Raw genomic sequence first — 16,576 nt, 5'->3', positions numbered from 1 at the left:
GCCCGTGTACGCCGCGAGGCGACTGCCTCAGCGCGCGCCGAGGATCGCTCCCGTCGTCGAGCGCGGGTCGCGCCGCGGCCAGCGTCCGAGCTCGACGGCAGCGAAGAACCGTGCGAGCGCGTCGTTGAAGGCGGCCGGCTCCTCGAGGTTGAGCGTGTGCCCGGTGCAGGGCAGGACGACGAGGCCGGAGGAGGGGATCTGCCGCTTCATGAACAGGCTCGTCTCGAGGCAGGGGTCGTCCTCATCGCCGGTGATGATCAGGCTCGGCACGGCGAGGGCACGCAGCTCCTCAGCGAGGTCGAAGATGCTCGGCCGCCGCTTTTGCACGCCGCGCAGCGTGTTCGCCAAACCCGTCGGGTCATGCTCGGCGAGAGCGCTCAGGAACTCGGCATAGCCGCGCGGGTCCTTGTTCTCGAACTGGACGCGCGTCGGCCCGCGGCCGTAGCTCGCGGCCGCCTCCGCGATCGGCAGCGTCTCGAAGCGCCGCGCCGCCGCCTCGCACTCCTCGGCGAATTGCGCCCGCTTCTCCGCCGGCGCCCCGTAGCCGACACCGCCGAGCACGAGCGACCGCGCCCGGTAGGGATAGGCGAGGCCGAAATGCAGCGCCGCGAACCCGCCCATCGAGACGCCGACGATGTGCGCCCCCTGGATGCCGAGCCCGTCCATCACGTCGCGGATGTCGTCGCGTGCGCGCTCCTGGCTATAGCGCTCCGGCTCCGGCGGAACGTCGGAGGGCGGATAGCCGCGCGCGTTGAACGTCACGCAGCGGTACATCCGCGAAAAGAACCGCACCTGCGGCTCGAAACTGCGCATGTCGCCCGCGAACTCGTGCACGAACAGGATCGCCGTGCCCGAGCCCGTGTCCTCGACGGCGAGGCGCACGCCGTCGGTCGTCGTGATGGTCCGCTGCGTCATCGCTTTGTCCTCAGAAGGCGCGCGAGCGTGCGGCCATGCCGCCGTCGATCGTCACGATCGTGCCGCTCGTGAAGCTGGATCGGGGGCTTGCGAGGAAGGCGATCATGTCGCCGATCTCCTGCGGCGTCGCGGCGCGGCCGAAGGGCATGGACGCGAACAGCTCCTGCCACCGCTCGGGATCACCCCTCCGATCGGCAGCCTTGCGGCGCATCAGGCTAACCAACCGGTCGGTCGCGACCGGCCCCGGCGAGAGGCCGACCACACGCAGGCCGTCGTTCGGCGCGGCCCCCCCGAGCGAGCGGGTGAAGGCGTAGAGAGCGGCGTTGCCCGTCACGCCGCAGATATAGGCGTGGTCGAGCGTCTCGGCCGCGTTGCCGATCACGTTGACGATGCAGGGAATGTAAGGCGGGCGAGGAGCGCGCCTTGAGAAGCGGGTAGAAGGCCCGGCACAGGTCGATGTAGCTGAACACCTTCAGCTGCCAGGCCTGCCGCCAGGTGGTGCCGTCCACCTGGGCGAGCGACCCGCCGGGGATGGCGCCGGCGTTGTTGACCAGGATGTCGACATCGGGGAACTGCGCGGAGAGGTCCTCCGCCGCGCCTTGGACGGAGAGGTCAGCGGCACGGACGCGCACGGACACCTGGTGGCGGGCGCGGATCGCCACCGCCGTCTCCTCGAGCGTGGCGAGGGTGCGCGAGACCAGCACGAGGTCGCACCCCTCCGCTGCCAGGCTCTCGGCGGCGGCGCGGCCGATCCCTTTCGATCCGCCGGAGATCAGCGCGGTCCGCCCGCGCAGGTGAAGGTCCATGCCTCGGCCCCCTTGTGTGCGGCGCGATGCCAGCCGATCACGCACGCGAGGGCAAGGGGGCGCGGCCTTGCTCGCCGCGATCCGACCGGATCACGGGCGGAGCACCGATTGGGCGACGATCCGAGGCTGGGCGCGAGAGACGGGCGGCTCCTTTGGCGTTTCATCGAGAGGTATTCGGCTCCTCCCGAACGAACCTCCCGGTTCGCACGTGCCGATCGCCTTCGGTCGCGCCTCAGATGCCGCACCCCGGAGCCGGAGCAGCCGGCTCTGCGGCGGGCAAGCTCAGTCCGCCTTGATCCCCGCTTCGGCGATCACGCGCGCCCAGATGGCACTCTCCGCGGCGATATGCGCCTTGGCCTCCGCTGGCGTCGTGACGGGAAGGTCGGAGCCGGCGCGGGCGAGGCCGTCGCGGAGCGCCTGGTCCTCCCGCGCGGCGGCGAGCACGGCCTGCGACAGCCGCGCCACAGCCGCCTCCGGCGTGGCGGCGGGAAGGAACAGCCCGTGCCAGGTCACCACCGTGAGGTCCGGCAACCCCGCCTCGCGCGCTGTCGGCACCGCCGGGAGCTGCGGCAGGCGCGCGGGGCCGGTGGTGAACAGGGCAGCGATCCGCCCCGCCTCGATGTGGCCGGCGACGGCGGAGAGCGGGGTGATGAAGGCGGCGATCCGTCCGGCGAGCATGTCGGCGACCGCCTCGGGGCTGCCGCGATAGGGCACGTGCACCATCGCCACCCCGGTTCGGGCCTTAAAGAGTTCCATGCCTAGATGGGCGAGGCTGCCGTTGCCGACCGAGGCATAGGAGAGGTCGGCCCCCGGGGCCTTCGCGCGCGCAATGAACTCGGGCAGCGTCCGGCCGAGCCGCGCATCGGCGGCGAACACGAAGGGGGCTGTCGCGAGCAGAGCGACCGGCGTGAGCGCCGTGTTCGGATCGACCGGCATCGGCTGGCCGAGATGCGGCCGCATGGTGAAGCTTCCCGGGAAGCAGACGAGCGCCGTCAGCCCGTCAGGCCGGGCCCGGGCGACGGCCTCGACCCCCACCATGCCGCCTGCTCCCGCGCGCGGCTCGACCACCACAGGCTGGCCGAGCCGGTCCTTCAGCGCCTCGGCCCAGAGGCGGGCGGTGATGTCCACCGTCGAGCCGGCGGGAGCGCAGACGATCAGGCGAAGCGGCTCCTGCGCCGCCGCCGGCAGGGCGGCGGAAAGCGCGAGGAGAAGTGCGGCTGCGGCGCGGCTTAGGCGTGCGGTCATCCTCGGCGTGTCCTCTGTCTGTTTTCCTGGCGAGCTGCGATCGCGGGTGCTCAGCATGCCGCCCCGAACGGGGTTGTCAAAGCGCGCGCGACGACGCCGCGGCAGCGCCCTTGCGCGCTTGGGCCCGGACGGGAATGGTGCGGCAGGGGAGCGCCTGTACCGAACCGAGTCGCAGCTTGAGGAGCCGGACCGGATGCTGATCGTCTGCCCGAACTGCGCTGCGCGCTACGAGGTCGCCGAGGGGGTGATCGGCCCCTCCGGGAAGAACGTCCGCTGCGCACGGTGCGGCACGGTCTGGCTCGCCCGAAGCGCTGCGGTCATCGCCCCCGAGACGCCGGTGCCGTGGCCGGAGCCGCCGGTCCGCCCCGGAGCCACCGACCTCGGCGGTCCTCCGCCTTCGCCACACTCGCCGCGTCCGGATCCGGGCCGCGCCGAACGCCCATCCGCGCCGCCGGCAGAGGAGGCGCGGGCGGCAGGTGAGGACGACCGGGCGCCGCGCCCCCGGTCGCTTGCCGCGGCCGCCCTCATCGGCTGGGTCGCCACGGTTGTTCTGCTCGCGGTGGCAGGTTGGGGCGCCTATGCCTATCGCGAGGCGGTGATCGCCGCCTGGCCGCCGAGCGAGCGCCTCTATCTCGCCCTCGGGCTGCGTTCCTGACGGCTCCGCAAGGCGCGTGCGCTGCAGCCGCGAACACCGGTCAAGCGATTGACTGATCACGACTTCGCTCGGCAGCGGTGAACGCGGCAGGCGCGCTCACGCGATTGTTCTCTCGCGCGGCGCGCATTCCGGCACGGTTTGGGGTCTTATGTGGAGCCAACGGGGCGGGGTCACCCCGTCCCCACCACGACCCTCGGAGGGGGCCATGCGTAGGGTGTCTCGAAGAGAGCCCGGTCGCGTCCCGCAGGAAGGCCGTCGCCACACGCCCAAGCCCGGCGCGATTGACCGGCATGTCGGCGCGCGGATACGCGAACGCCGCCTGATGCTCGGCCTGTCGCAGCAGGAGCTCGCGGAGGCGATCGGCGTCACCTACCAGCAGGCGCACAAATACGAACGCGGTCTGAACCGGATCGCCGCCGGCAGGCTCTACGAGATCGCCCACGCACTCGGCGTGCCGATCAGCTGGTTCTTTGACGGACTCGATTCCGACCAGGAGCCGGCGCCGCTGACGCAGCGGCAGCGTCTGTGGCTCGAGGTCGCGCGGAACTTCGCCCAGATCAGCAACGAGCGGCACCAGCTCGCGCTGTCTCAGATGGCGCGGGCGCTCGCCGAGGCAGAGGCGCGACGGGACGAGCCGCCCCGCCCCGGATGATCACCGCCTTCGGCCTTCCGGAGCCGCTGTTGCGGCTCGGCGCCTTCGTCGCCGTTCTGATCGCGATGGCGGCCTGGGAGCTCCGCCGCCCGTTCCGCGCCCAGGCGCGCGGCCGTGGCGAGCGCTGGCCGCACAATCTCGGCCTTGTCGTGCTCGACAGCCTGGTCGTTCGGGTGCTGTTCCCGGCAGGGGCGGTCGGCGCCGCGCTCTGGGCCGAGGCGCGCGGGGTCGGGCTGTTCCATCTCGCCGACGTTCCGGCCCCGGTTGCCGTGCCGCTCGGAATCCTTGTGCTCGACCTCGCGATTTGGGCCCAGCACCGACTGTTCCACGCCGTGCCCGCGCTGTGGCGCCTGCACCGGGTGCACCATGCCGACACGGAGTTCGACGTCACGACGGGCCTGCGCTTCCACCCGATCGAGATCCTGCTCTCGATGCTGATCAAGATCGCGGTCGTGGTGGCGCTCGGGGCGCCGGCGCTCGGGGTGCTGCTGTTCGAGGTTCTGCTCAACGCGGCCGCGATGTTCAGCCACGGCAATGTGCGCCTGCCCGCGCCTGTCGATGCGGCACTGCGGCGGGTGATCGTCACACCCGACATGCACCGCGTTCACCACAGCGCGCTGAAGGAGGAGACCGACAGCAATTTCGGCTTCTGCCTCTCGGTGTGGGACCGCCTGTTCGGCACCTACCGGGCCGAGCCGGCGGCCGGGCAGGAGGGGTTCACGATTGGGCTCGAGACGTTCCGCGACCCTGCCGAGCTCCGCCTCGACCGGATGCTGACCCAGCCCTTCCGGGAGGCGGAGCGCCGACCGCTTGCGGCGGAGTGAGCCTCAGGCTGCGGCTGCCGGTCTGGATTGCCGGAACCGGCCGGGCGAGGCGCGACGAGCGGCGCGACCTGCCGATCCTACAGACGCGGCGGGAGCTCTCCCCCAGTGTTCAGGCCGTTCGGTCGACCGACGCAGCGCCGAGCGCCGCCTGGGCGGCGGCAAGCCGCGCCACCGGCACGCGGTAGGGCGAGCAGGAGACGTAGTCGAGCCCCGCCTCCTGGCAGAAGGCGATCGAGGCCGGGTCGCCCCCGTGCTCGCCGCAGATGCCGAGCTTGAGCGTGCGCTTGGCACGCCGCCCCTTCTCGACCGCGATCCGCACCATCTCGCCCACCCCTTCCCGATCAAGCGAGACGAACGGGTCCTTCGCGAGGATCCCCTGCTCGAGATAGGTGGGCAGGAACTTGCCCGCGTCGTCGCGCGAGAGGCCGAACACGGTCTGGGTCAGGTCGTTCGTTCCGAAGGAGAAGAAATCCGCGACCTCGGCGATCCGGTCGGCGGTGAGCGCGGCGCGCGGCAGCTCGATCATTGTGCCGACCGAGTAGTCGACGCGCGCCCCCTTCTCGGCGAACACGGCCTCCGCCGTGCGCTCGACCAGGGCGCGGGTGATCTCGAGCTCCTTCCGCATGCCGACAAGCGGGATCATGATCTCGGGGATCGGCGCCGCTCCGGCTTCGGCCGCGATCTCGAGCGCGGCCTCGAAGATGGCGCGCGCCTGCATTTCGTAGATCTCGGGATAGGAGATGCCGAGCCGGCAGCCGCGATGGCCGAGCATCGGGTTCGCCTCCGAAAGGTCGGCCACGCGTCGGCTCATCGCCTCCGCATCGGTGCCGATCGCGGCGGCGACCTCGGCGATCTCCTCCGGCGCGTGGGGCAGGAACTCGTGCAAGGGCGGGTCGAGCAGGCGTATGGTCACCGGCAGGCCCGCCATGATGCGGAAGAGATCGACGAAGTCCCGGCGCTGGTAGGGCAGGAGCTTGGCGATCGCCCGCCGACGCCCCGCCTCGTCGGACGCCATGATCATCTCCCGCACGGCGAGGATCCGCTCGGCCTCGAAGAACATGTGCTCGGTGCGGCAGAGGCCGATCCCCTCGGCGCCGAATTTCCGCGCCGTCTCGGCATCGAGCGGCGTCTCTGCGTTGGTGCGCACCCTGAGCGTGCGGATCGAGTCCGCCCAGGCCATCAGGGTGGCGAACTCGCCCGAGAGCTTCGGCTCGATCATCGGCACCGAGCCGAGGAAGACCTCTCCCGTCGCCCCATCGATGGTGATCGTCTCGCCCGCGCGCACCACGTGGCCCGACGCCGCGAGGGTCTGCGCGGCGTAGTCGACCGCGATCCCCCCTGCTCCGACCACGCAGGGGCGGCCCATGCCGCGCGCCACCACGGCGGCGTGGCTCGTCATGCCGCCGCGGGTGGTGAGGATGCCGCGGGCGGCGTGCATGCCCGCGATGTCCTCGGGGCTTGTTTCGATGCGGACGAGGATCACGCTCTCGCCTTTCTGCGCGCGCGCCTCTGCCTCCTCGGCGGAGAAGACGACCACGCCCGAGGCGGCGCCCGGGCTTGCGGGCAGGCCCTTGCCGAGAAAGGTTCGTTTCGCGGACGGATCGAGTGTCGGGTGCAGGAGCTGGTCGAGCGAGGCGGGGTTGACGCGCCGGATCGCCTCCTCGCGCGTGATCAGCCCCTCCTCGGCCATGTCGACCGCGATTCGCAGCGCCGCCGCCGCCGTGCGCTTGCCGTTGCGTGTCTGCAACATGTAGAGGCGGCCCTGCTGCACGGTGAACTCGATGTCCTGCATGTCGCGGTAGTGCTCCTCGAGCACCTTGCGCACGCGGAGGAGCTCGGCGAACACCTCCGGCATCGCCTCCTCCATCGACACCTCGCCGGGCTTGGCCGCCGCCTTCGAGAGCGGCTGCGGCGTGCGTATGCCGGCCACCACGTCCTCGCCTTGGGCGTTCACCAGAAACTCGCCGTAGAGGATGTTCGCTCCCGTCGAGGGGTCGCGCGTGAAGCACACGCCGGTCGCGCAGTCATCGCCCATGTTGCCGAACACCATGGCCTGCACGTTCACCGCCGTGCCCCACTCCGAGGGGATGTCGTGCAGGCGCCGGTAGGTGATGGCACGCTGGTTCATCCACGAGCCGAACACCGCGCCGACCGCGGCCCAGAGCTGCTCCCACGGGTCCTGCGGGAAGGGCCTGCCGGTCGCCTCCTCGACCACGCGCTTGTACCCCTCCACCACGCGCATCCAGTCTTGGGCGGTGAGCGCGGTGTCCTCCGTCACCAGGCGCTCGCGCTTGACCTCGTCGATGATCTCCTCGAAGCGGTGATGGTCGACATCGAGCACCACGCTGCCGAACATCTGGATGAACCGGCGGTAGCTGTCCCAAGCGAAGCGCGCATCGCCCGACTTGGCGGCAAGCCCGGCGACGGTCGCGTCGTTGAGGCCGAGATTGAGCACCGTGTCCATCATCCCGGGCATCGAGACGCGGGCGCCGGAGCGGACGGAGACGAGCAGCGGATTCGCCGGGTCGCCGAAACGGAACCCCGTTGCCGCCTCGAGGCCGGCGAGCGCCTCGCGGACCTGCCCCTCGAGCCCCGCCGGATAGGACCGGCCGTTGGCGTAGAACGCGGTGCAGACCTCGGTGGTGATCGTGAAACCGGGCGGCACGGGCAGCCCGATCGCGGCCATCTCGGCGAGGTTCGCTCCCTTGCCGCCGAGCAGGTCGCGCATCCCCGCCCCGCCCTCGTTGCGACCGGCGCCGAACGCATAGACCCACTTGGTCGCTGTGGTGACGTTCATGGCCCTCACCCTTCGAGCAGCGAGAAGTCGGCGACCCGGGCGGTGACCGACCGGATGCGCGCGAGCAGCCGCAACCGATTAGCACGGAGATCGGTTTCCGTCGCGTTGACGGTCACCGCGTCGAAGAAGGCATCAACGGGCGCGCGCAGCCGCCCCATCGACGCCATCGCCCCGGCGAAGTCCTCGGCCGCAAGGCGCGCCTCGATCTCCGGCTCGGCGGCATCGAGCGCTTCGGCGAGAGCGATTTCCTGAGGCGCGCGCAGAAGGGCGGGGTCGGGCGGCCCGGCATGGCTCCGGCCGTCCTTCCGCTCCTCGATCCGAAGGATATTGCTCGCGCGCTTGTAGGCGGTGAGCAGGTTCTGGCCGTCCTCCGTGCCGAGCAGGGCGGCGAGCGCGTCGGCGCGTGCGAGCAGGCGCACGAGATCGCCTTCCGCGGCGGCCTGGGCGAGAGTCGCCGCCACCACATCGTGCCGTCTCCCCTCGGCGCGGAGCTGCACCCGCAGCCGCTCGACGAGGAAGGCAAAGACTTCTTCCACGACCCGGGCCTGATCAGCCGCCCCGAGGCCGAGCGCGCCTGCAACACCCCGCACAGCTTCCGCGACCAGAGCGCGCAGATCGAGCCTGAGCCCGTTTTCCCGCACAAGCCGGATGAGGCCGAGAGCGGCGCGGCGCAGCGCGAACGGGTCGCCCGAGCCGGTCGGCTTCTCGCCGATCGCGAAGAAGCCGGCGAGCGTGTCGAGACGATCCGCAAGCGCGACGGTGACGCTGACGGGGTGGGTGGGAACCGAATCCCCCTGCCCGAGCGGCGCGTAATGCTCCTCGATCGCGCGCGCGACCGCCTCGTCCTCGCCGTCATGGGCGGCGTAGCGCGCGCCCATGTAGCCCTGGAGCTCGGGGAACTCGCCGACCATTCCGGTGACGAGATCGGCCTTGGCGAGAAGCGCTGCCCGCTCGGCGGTGGCGACCTCCGCCCCTACGAGCGGCGCGACCACGCCCGCAAGCCGCATGAGCCTGAGCACCCGCGCGCCTTGCGTGCCGAGGCGGGCGTGGAACGTCACCGCCTCGAGCTTCGGCAGCCGGCTGTCGAGCCTCTGCTTGCGGTCCTGGTCCCAGAAGAAGCGCGCATCAGCAAGCCGCGCCCGAAGCACGCGCTCGTTGCCGGCGACGATCGCCGCCCCGCCATCGGCTGCCTCGATGTTGGCGACCACGACGAACCAGGGGGCGGCCGAGCCGTCGGCCTCGAGCAGGGTGAAATATCTCTGGTTCGCCCGCATGGTCACCTGGCGCACGCGGGCGGGAAGGTCCATGAACGCCTGATCGATCCGGCCGAGCAGCGGCACCGGCCACTCGACGAGGCCCGTCACCTCGTCGAGCAGGGCGGGGTCGTCGGCGACGGTGCAGCCGACCGACGCCGCGAGAGCCGCGATCCCTTGGGCGATCACCGAACGCCGTTCCGCGGCATCGACGATCACGCGATGGGCGCGGAGTTGCGCGACATAGTCGTCGACCCCGCCGACGCTGACAGGCCCGGGCGCGTGGAAGCGATGGCCCTCGGTCAGGGTGGAGGCGACGAGGCCGTGCGCGTCGTCGCCGGTTTGGGCGAGCGCGAAGGGGCACGGGGCGCCGTCGAGCGTGCAGAGGATGCGCCTGAGCGGCCGCACCCAGGCGAACATGCTGCCGTTGCCCCAGCGCATCGACTTCGGCCAAGGGAGGCGACGGATCACGCCCGGCAGCGCGTCCGCGACGAGGACCTCGGCGGGGACCGCCTCCGTCGCCGTCTCAAGCACCCAGTAGCCTCCCTCCTCGCGCAGCGCCTCGCGCGTCGCACCGTGCTTGCGCAGGAAACCGGCGAGCGCGGCCTCGGGGGCGGTGACGCGCGGGCCACGCTCCGTCACCCGGCGTGCTTCGGTCGCAGCGTCGAGGGTGGCCGCGAGCCCGATCCGGCGGGGGCCCCAGAACGGGCGTAGGTTGCGGGCGTTGAGCGGCGCGAGCGCCTCGGCGACACCCTTCGCGAGCGACGCCGCGGCCTCTGCCTGCATCCGCGCCGGGATCTCCTCGGAGAAGAGTTCGAGCAGGAGGTCGGGCATGGGCTAGAGCGCGCGGGCGATGTCCGTCCGCGCGAAGTCCTCGCCCTTGAACAGGAGCGGCTCGCCCGTCTCCTCGGCGAGCGCATAGGCGAAGCAGTCGCCGAAGTTGAGGCCGGCGGGATGGCGGCCCTTGCCGAACCGAGTGAAGGCGGCGCGGGCGCGGTGCATCTGGGCGACGGTGACGGGCAGGAAGGCGAGGCCGAGATCGGCAACCAGCGGATCGAGCCGGCTGCGCGCCAGCGCGTTGCCGCGCCGCTCCAGAACGATCGCCGTCTCGAGGACGTTCGCGACCGAGATTCCGGCGCTCGGGGCGTCGAGGATGGCGGAGGCGAAGCGCGCGGCCTCCTCCTCGCCCAGAAGGATGGCGAGCAGGGCGGAGGTGTCGACGATCACGTCGGAAGCCCGTCCTCGTTGTAGAGGTCCTTGTCGCTCTCGGAGCTCGTCCCCGGAGCGACATTCGCCCGCACCACCGCTGCGTGCTCGAGGATCCGCGCGAGCCGCTCTTCGCGTGTCGCCCTCTGTCTCTCCCGCGCAAGCCGCTCGCGCAGCGCCGCCGTCACTGCCTGCGTCAGGCTCTCCCCCTTCAGCGCAGCGAGCTCCGAAGCGAGGCGATAGGCCTCCTCGGACTTGATGTTGAGCTGCCGTGCCATCGCGTCGGTAGAATACCACCCTTCAATGGTAGAAGCGATGCAGCCGGTCATGCCGCACGCTCCCCGGCGAGCCAAGCCTCGCAGCAGGCCTTCGCGAGCGCCCGCACCCGGGCGATGTAGGCCGCCCGTTCTGCCACCGAGATCACCCCACGCGCATCGAGCAGGTTGAACCGGTGCGACGCCTTGATGCATTGGTCGTAGGCCGGAAGCGCGAGCCCCGCAGCAAGGAGCCGCGCGCATTCCCGCTCGGCGTCCTCGAAGTGGCGCAAGAGCACATCCGTGTCGGCATGCTCGAAGTTGTGGGCGCTGAACTCGCGTTCGGCGCGCAGGAAAACGTCGCCATATGTCAGCGGCGTGGCGGCATCGGGGCGGTTGAACGGCAGCTCGAACACGTTCTCGACGCCGAGGATGTACATCGCAAGGCGCTCGAGCCCGTAGGTGAGCTCGGCCGAGGGCACCTCGCAGGCGATGCCGCCCACCTGCTGGAAATAGGTGAACTGCGTCACCTCCATGCCGTCGCACCAGACCTCCCACCCAAGGCCCCAGGCGCCGAGGGTCGGGCTCTCCCAGTCGTCCTCGACGAAGCGTATGTCGTGCAGGAGCGGGTCGATGCCGAGCTCGGCGAGGCTGCGGAGATAGAGGCCCTGGGTGTCCTCGGGCGACGGCTTCAGGATCACCTGGAACTGGTAGTAGTGCTGCAGACGGTTGGGGTTCTCGCCGTAGCGCCCATCCGAGGGCCGGCGCGAGGGCTGGACATAGGCCGCGCGCCAGGGCCGGGGCCCGAGCGCGCGCAGAGTCGTCGCCGGGTGGAAGGTGCCCGCACCCATTTCCATGTCATAGGGTTGCAGGATCACGCAGCCCTGCCGCGCCCAGAACTCGGAGAGGCGGAGGATCACCTCCTGGAAGCTCGCCGGCGGCTCGCGCACGGGAGACGCTCCGGCTGGCATCACCCGGGCCGCCTCGGCAGCGGAACGGTCTGACGCAGGTTCTGCGGGCATCGCTCACGTCCCCCCGGGGCCAGGGCGGTCCGCCGCGATGAGGGGGATCGGGCAGTCGGGCCGGCCGCAGCCGTCACGCGCGCCCTCCGGCACATAGGCGTGGCAGAGCGGGCACTCGAGCATCTCTTGCGCCTCAGCCGGCTGCTCGGGCGCCGCGGGCTCGGGAGACGACGCTGCCTCGGCCTCCGGCTGCGCCTCCCCATCTCCGGAAGCCGGGCTCGCCGTGCCGTCCTCCGTCGCGGGAGTCGCCGGCGTGCCGGCCTTGGCGCCCTGCTGCGTCACCATCCGGTAAAGATACCAGACACCGGCGAGCACGAGGCCGAGCAGGAGGATTCGGATCACGGCGTCTCCTCAGGTTGCCGCGCCTGTCTAGGCGCGACGCTGCACCGCCGCAAGCGCCACCCCATGCGCCAGATCAAGGCCGGCCGGGCGGGCGGCATGCTCTGATGCTTGAGGAGGACCGTCCGATGCCCAATACGCTGCCTGATCACCCCGTGCTCTGGTTCGATGAGGTCGGTGCTGCCGACGTCGCTCGCGTCGGCGGTAAGAACGCCTCGCTTGGCGAGATGATTCGGTCCCTCTCCGCCGCCGGGGTAGCGGTGCCGCCTGGCTTCGCCACCACCGCTGCGGCGTTCCGCGACTATGTCGCCGCCAACGGAATCGGGCCACGCCTTGCCGAACGGCTCGAGGCCTTCCACGCGGGCCGGGCGAGCCTTGCCGAGACCGGCGCGGCGATACGCCGTCTGTTCCTTGACGGCCAGTTCCCCGAGGCCACCGCTCGCGCGATCGCCGACGCCTATCGCCGGCTCGGCGAACGGGTGGGCACGCCCGAGCCCGCCGTCGCCGTCCGCTCCTCCGCCACCGCAGAGGACCTGCCCACCGCTTCCTTCGCCGGCCAGCAGGAGACCTTCCTCAACGTCGTCGGCGCCCGCGCCCTGCTCGAGGCCTGCCGGCACTGCTTCGCCTCTCTCTACACCGATCGCGCCATCAGCTACCGCGAGCTTCAGGGCTTCGCGCACGAGAAGGTGGCGCTCTCGGTCGGCGTGCAGGTGATGGTCCGGGCCGATCGCGGGGCCGCAGGGATCATGTTCACCCTCGACACGGAGAGCGGCTTCCCGGGCGTCGTCGTGATCTCCGCCAACTGGGGCCTCGGCGAGCCGATCGTTCAGGGGGCGGTGAACCCTGACCGCTATCTCGTCTTCAAGCCGCCGCTCGCCGACCCGGCGAAGACCCCCATCCTCGATAAGCGCTGCGGCGAGAAGCGGGTGAAGATGGTGCTTGCCGAGGGCGGCTCGGCCCGAACCGCGACGGTCGAGACCACCGCACGCGAGCGCAACCGCTTCGTTCTCGACGATGCCGAGATCCTCACCCTCGCCCGCTGGGGGGTGGCGATCGAGCGGCACTACGGGCGGCCGATGGACATCGAGTGGGCGAAGGACGGGGTGACGGGAGCGCTCGCGATCGTCCAGGCGCGGCCGGAGACGGTCCACTCGGCGCGCAGCGGCGCGACGCTGAAGACCTGGCGTCTGAAGGGCAAGGGGCGGGTGCTCCTGCGCGGCGCCGCGGTCGGAGAGGCGATCGCCTCCGGCCCCGCGCGGCTCGTGCGCGACCCGGCGGCGAGCGAGGACTTCCCTGAAGGCGCGGTTCTGGTCGCGGAGGCGACCGACCCGGACTGGGTGCCGCTGATGAAGAAGGCCGCCGCGATCGTGACCGACCAGGGCGGGGCGACAAGCCATGCCGCGATCGTCAGCCGCGAGCTCGGCCTGCCGGCGGTGGTCGGCACCGGGGCGGCGACGACGACGCTCGCGGACGGCGAGATCGTCACCGTCTCCTGCGCCGAAGGCGACGAGGGGCGGGTCTATCAGGGGGCGATCCCCTTCGAGGCGACGGAGCTCGACCTCGGCGCGATCCCCCGCACGCGCACGGCGCTGATGCTGAACATCGCAACCCCCGCCTCGGCCCTGCGCGCCTGGAGGCTGCCCGCGAAGGGGGTGGGGCTCGCGCGGATGGAGTTCATCATCTCCGCCGTAGTGCGCGCCCACCCGATGGCGCTTCTCCATTTCGACACGCTAACGGATCGTTCCGCCAAGGCCGAGATCGCGAGGCTCGCGCGCGGCTGGCCGGACAAGGCCGCGTATTTCGTCTCGACACTCGCGCGCGGAGTCGCGCGCATCGCCGCCCCGTTCCACCCGAAGCCCGTGATCGTCCGCCTCTCCGATTTCAAGAGCAACGAATACGCCCATCTTGTCGGCGGGGCGGCCTTCGAGCCCGAGGAGGAGAACCCGATGCTCGGGCTGCGCGGTGCGGCACGCTACTACTCCGCCCGCTACCGCGAGGGCTTCGCGCTCGAGTGCCGCGCGATGCGGATGGCGCGCGAGGAGATCGGCCTCGACAACATCATCCTGATGGTCCCCTTCTGCCGCACCCCGGCCGAGGCGGACCGCGTGCTCGCGCTGATGGCAGAGGAGGGGCTGAGGCGCGGCGAGGGGGGGCTTCAGATCTACATGATGTGCGAGATCCCCTCGAACGTGATCCTCGCCGAGGAGTTCGCCAAGCGCTTCGACGGGTTCTCGATCGGCTCGAACGACCTCACCCAGCTCGTGCTCGGCGTGGATCGCGACTCGGCGGAGCTGCGCGGGCTGTTCGACGAGCGCGACCCGGCGGTGAAGGCAATGATCGCGGATGTGATCCGGCGCGCCCACAAGGCCGGCGTGAAGGTCGGCCTCTGCGGCGAGGCGCCCTCGAACCACCCGGACTTCGCCGCCTTCCTCGTCGACTGCGGGATCGACTCGATCTCGCTCAACCCAGACGGTTTCGTCGCCGCCGCCCAAGCCGTGGCGGAAGCCGAGGCGCGCCAGGGCGGAGGCGCTGGCGCGGCCGCTTCCCTTCAGAGCCCGTAGCGGGCGAAGGCGGCGCGCTCGGCGATGATGTCGGCGGCGGCCTGGGCAAGACTGTCCGACCCTGGAAACAAACGTGTCCAGAACGGACGGCGCGGCGCGCCGAACACCGCGAACCGCACCTTCTCCCCGTGACGCTCCCGCATCGTCGCCCGCAGCTCGCCGATGCCGTCGGCAAGCCCGAGGGCGACGGCGCGACGGCCGGTCCAGAACTCGCCCGAGAACAGCTCCTCCTCCGATGCCCTGAGACGGTCGCCCCGGCGGGAGCGCACCCAGGCCTTGAAGCTCTCGTGGATGTCGGCCTGGACCGCGCGCAGCCGTGCGACCTCCTCCTCCCGCTCCGGGCCGAAGGGGTCGAGCAGCATCTTGCGCGCCCCGGCCGTGTAGACGCGCCGCTCGACGCCGATCCGGGCAAGCGCGCGGGCGAAGCCGAACCCGGCCGAGACGACGCCGATCGAGCCGAGGATCGAGCTCTCGTCGCAGAGGATCTCGTCGCCCGCGCAGGCGAGCCAATAGCCCCCCGAGGCGCCGACGTCCTGCACGAAGCTTGTCACACGCACCTTCTTCTCTTCGGCGAGCGCGCGGATCCGCTGGGCGATCAGGCTCGACTGCACGGGCGAGCCGCCAGGGCTGTTGATCGCAAGCGCCACCTCGGCGAGCCGCCGCACCTCGAAGGCGCGCGCGATCGGCTCGGCCATGGTTTCGAGCGAGAGCGCGCCGGTGCGTAAGCCCCCCGGCGGGGAGATCAGCCCGGCAAGCCGGATCACGCCGACGACGGGCGAGCGGGTGAGAAGCCCGGGAAGAGAGAGCCCTGCCATGGCGGCATAGATGCCGACGCGGCGCCGGACGACAAGGCGAGTTCCGCTCCAGGGCGCGATCGGCTACAGGCCGACCATGCACGACGGCAACGACGACGCCACCATCCGCCGCATCCTCTCGACCGCGCGGCGGATCGCGCTCGTCGGCGCCTCGGCGAAGCCCGACCGCCCCTCGCACCGGGTCATGCTCTGGCTGCTTGCCCGCGGCTGGGAGGTCGTTCCCGTCAATCCCCTTCTCGCGGGCGAGGCGATCGCAGGCCACACCGTCTTCCCCTCGCTCGCCGACGTGCTGGGGCGGATCGACCTCGTCGACATCTTCCGACGCAGCGAGGAGGCAGGGGCGGTTGTGGACGAGGCGATCGCGCGCGGCGCACGCGCGGTGTGGATGCAGCTCGGCGTGGTCGATCCTGCCGCCGCCGCCCGCGCCCGCTCAGCCGGCCTCGACGTGGTGATGGACCGCTGCCCAGCGATCGAAGGGCCACGCCTCGGCGTCCTCGGCCCGCTCCGATGACGCGTGTGTGACGAACGCCCAAGGCCGCTTGAACGGTGCCACGGCACGGGCCACCTCGGGCGCACATGCAGGGAGAGCAGGCATGACGAACGAGGAACGCGATCTGATCACGAACTTCGTCACCCGCACGGTGCAGGCCGGCGGCGAGACCATCGACCCCGAAGCCGATGCGCTGCTCAAGGAGCTGTTCGAGAAGCACCCGGAGGCGCGTTACCGGATCACGCAGCTTGCCTTCTTCCAGGAGCACGCGCTTGCCGAGGCGCGGAACCGGATCGCCGAGCTCGAGCACCAGGCGAACCAGCCGAAGGGGCTGTTCGGCGGCCTGTTCGGCGCCGGCCAGAGCGTGCCGCCGGCGCCTGTGCATGCTCCGGGCTACCGGCCTGGGCTGTTCGACCAGGGCCGCCCCGGCTTCCTCGGCACGGCCGCGAGCACCGCCATAGGCGTGATGGGTGGAATCCTGCTCGGCAGCGCTCTTGCCTCGATGCTCGGGCTCGGCGGGGCCGCCCAGGCGGCGGAGCCGCCCACCGAACTGCCGGAGCCCTCGGGCTTCGACAGTGCCGTGTTCGACGAGGACGAGCTTCTCTGACGGGAGGGCGGCGGCGGGGGAAAGCTTCCTCCGCGCGCACCCCGGCCGGGGGGTGGGCTCCACGCCTCGGTCCTGCTCCGGCCGGTCTGCGTGATCGTTCTCACGCCGTCGGCTGATTTCCGGCCGCGGCGATCT

General features: G+C 71.4%; 16 protein-coding genes and 1 pseudogene. 6 read left to right on the top strand and 11 right to left on the bottom strand.

What is annotated here, in order from left to right; all coding sequences use genetic code 11:
* Positions 1 to 27: 27 nt before the first annotated feature.
* The 4 genes and pseudogenes from KO353_RS06200 to KO353_RS06190 all read right to left on the bottom strand — a co-directional run bounded on the left by KO353_RS06200 (position 28) and on the right by KO353_RS06190 (position 2,966).
* Complete coding sequence (locus KO353_RS06200) at positions 28 to 915, bottom strand: alpha/beta fold hydrolase (protein ID WP_218286841.1); 888 nt, start codon at positions 913 to 915, stop codon at positions 28 to 30.
* Positions 916 to 925: 10 nt separating this feature from the next.
* Entirely contained in the window at positions 926 to 1,297 is a 372-nt protein-coding gene (locus KO353_RS16705) for an SDR family oxidoreductase (RefSeq protein WP_268906217.1), read from the bottom strand.
* Positions 1,298 to 1,385: 88 nt separating this feature from the next.
* Positions 1,386 to 1,721, bottom strand: a pseudogene (locus KO353_RS16700) (SDR family NAD(P)-dependent oxidoreductase); the annotation flags it as partial.
* A 282-nt stretch (positions 1,722 to 2,003) separates the two neighbouring features.
* The gene (locus KO353_RS06190) at positions 2,004 to 2,966 is read right to left on the bottom strand and encodes a Bug family tripartite tricarboxylate transporter substrate binding protein (RefSeq protein ID WP_218286840.1); all 963 of its coding nucleotides are present in this window, start codon (positions 2,964 to 2,966) and stop codon (positions 2,004 to 2,006) included.
* A 193-nt stretch (positions 2,967 to 3,159) separates the two neighbouring features.
* On the opposite strand from KO353_RS06190, the gene KO353_RS06185 reads away from it, so the two are divergent.
* From KO353_RS06185 to KO353_RS06175, 3 genes are all read left to right on the top strand, one after another.
* A complete protein-coding gene (locus KO353_RS06185; protein WP_218286839.1) occupies positions 3,160 to 3,621 on the top strand; it encodes a zinc-ribbon domain-containing protein in 462 nt (153 codons plus the stop codon).
* A gap of 205 nt (positions 3,622 to 3,826) precedes the next feature.
* On the top strand, positions 3,827 to 4,273 hold the full coding sequence (locus tag KO353_RS06180) for a helix-turn-helix domain-containing protein (protein ID WP_218286838.1): 447 nt from the start codon (positions 3,827 to 3,829) through the stop codon (positions 4,271 to 4,273).
* Positions 4,270 to 5,097, top strand: coding sequence for a sterol desaturase family protein (locus KO353_RS06175; RefSeq protein ID WP_218286837.1), 828 nt, complete (start codon positions 4,270 to 4,272; stop codon positions 5,095 to 5,097). The genes KO353_RS06180 and KO353_RS06175 overlap by 4 nt, the downstream gene beginning before the upstream one ends.
* Before the next feature lie 109 nt (positions 5,098 to 5,206).
* On the opposite strand, the gene ppdK is transcribed toward KO353_RS06175, so the two are convergent.
* From ppdK to KO353_RS06145, 6 genes are read right to left on the bottom strand one after another with little or no spacing between them, the layout of a single operon-like run.
* Positions 5,207 to 7,894, bottom strand: a complete 2,688-nt coding sequence (gene ppdK / locus KO353_RS06170; RefSeq protein ID WP_218286836.1) for a pyruvate, phosphate dikinase — start codon at positions 7,892 to 7,894, stop codon at positions 5,207 to 5,209.
* Positions 7,895 to 7,899: 5 nt separating this feature from the next.
* A complete protein-coding gene (glyS, locus tag KO353_RS06165) occupies positions 7,900 to 9,981 on the bottom strand; it encodes a glycine--tRNA ligase subunit beta (protein ID WP_218286835.1) in 2,082 nt (693 codons plus the stop codon).
* Positions 9,982 to 9,984: 3 nt separating this feature from the next.
* On the bottom strand, positions 9,985 to 10,374 hold the full coding sequence (locus KO353_RS06160; protein WP_218286834.1) for a type II toxin-antitoxin system VapC family toxin: 390 nt from the start codon (positions 10,372 to 10,374) through the stop codon (positions 9,985 to 9,987).
* Positions 10,371 to 10,682, bottom strand: coding sequence for a type II toxin-antitoxin system VapB family antitoxin (locus KO353_RS06155; protein ID WP_328774508.1), 312 nt, complete (start codon positions 10,680 to 10,682; stop codon positions 10,371 to 10,373). The genes KO353_RS06160 and KO353_RS06155 overlap by 4 nt, the downstream gene beginning before the upstream one ends.
* Positions 10,679 to 11,578, bottom strand: a complete 900-nt coding sequence (locus KO353_RS06150; protein ID WP_218287279.1) for a glycine--tRNA ligase subunit alpha — start codon at positions 11,576 to 11,578, stop codon at positions 10,679 to 10,681. The genes KO353_RS06155 and KO353_RS06150 overlap by 4 nt, the downstream gene beginning before the upstream one ends.
* A 54-nt stretch (positions 11,579 to 11,632) precedes the next feature.
* Complete coding sequence (locus tag KO353_RS06145) at positions 11,633 to 11,971, bottom strand: hypothetical protein (RefSeq protein ID WP_218286833.1); 339 nt, start codon at positions 11,969 to 11,971, stop codon at positions 11,633 to 11,635.
* Between the two features lie 125 nt (positions 11,972 to 12,096).
* On the opposite strand from KO353_RS06145, the gene ppsA reads away from it, so the two are divergent.
* The gene (ppsA, locus tag KO353_RS06140; RefSeq protein ID WP_218286832.1) at positions 12,097 to 14,529 is read left to right on the top strand and encodes a phosphoenolpyruvate synthase; all 2,433 of its coding nucleotides are present in this window, start codon (positions 12,097 to 12,099) and stop codon (positions 14,527 to 14,529) included.
* On the opposite strand, the gene KO353_RS06135 is transcribed toward ppsA, so the two are convergent.
* Complete coding sequence (locus KO353_RS06135) at positions 14,517 to 15,344, bottom strand: S49 family peptidase (RefSeq protein ID WP_218286831.1); 828 nt, start codon at positions 15,342 to 15,344, stop codon at positions 14,517 to 14,519. The genes ppsA and KO353_RS06135 overlap by 13 nt on opposite strands.
* Positions 15,345 to 15,354: 10 nt before the next feature.
* Between KO353_RS06135 and KO353_RS06130 the strand changes: the two genes are divergently transcribed.
* Both KO353_RS06130 and KO353_RS06125 read left to right on the top strand, forming a co-directional pair.
* Complete coding sequence (locus tag KO353_RS06130; protein ID WP_328774507.1) at positions 15,355 to 15,855, top strand: CoA-binding protein; 501 nt, start codon at positions 15,355 to 15,357, stop codon at positions 15,853 to 15,855.
* 82 nt (positions 15,856 to 15,937) lie between these two features.
* Positions 15,938 to 16,441: a DUF2076 domain-containing protein gene (locus KO353_RS06125; RefSeq protein WP_218286830.1), complete on the top strand. Its 504-nt coding sequence runs from the start codon at positions 15,938 to 15,940 to the stop codon at positions 16,439 to 16,441.
* Positions 16,442 to 16,576 lie beyond the last annotated feature (135 nt).

Source organism: Elioraea tepida, from assembly GCF_019203965.1.
Taxonomy (GTDB): Bacteria; Pseudomonadota; Alphaproteobacteria; order Acetobacterales; family Acetobacteraceae; genus Elioraea_A; species Elioraea_A tepida.
Note: the sequence above shows the minus strand (reverse complement) of the source record. Positions and strands in the feature narration are given on the sequence as shown.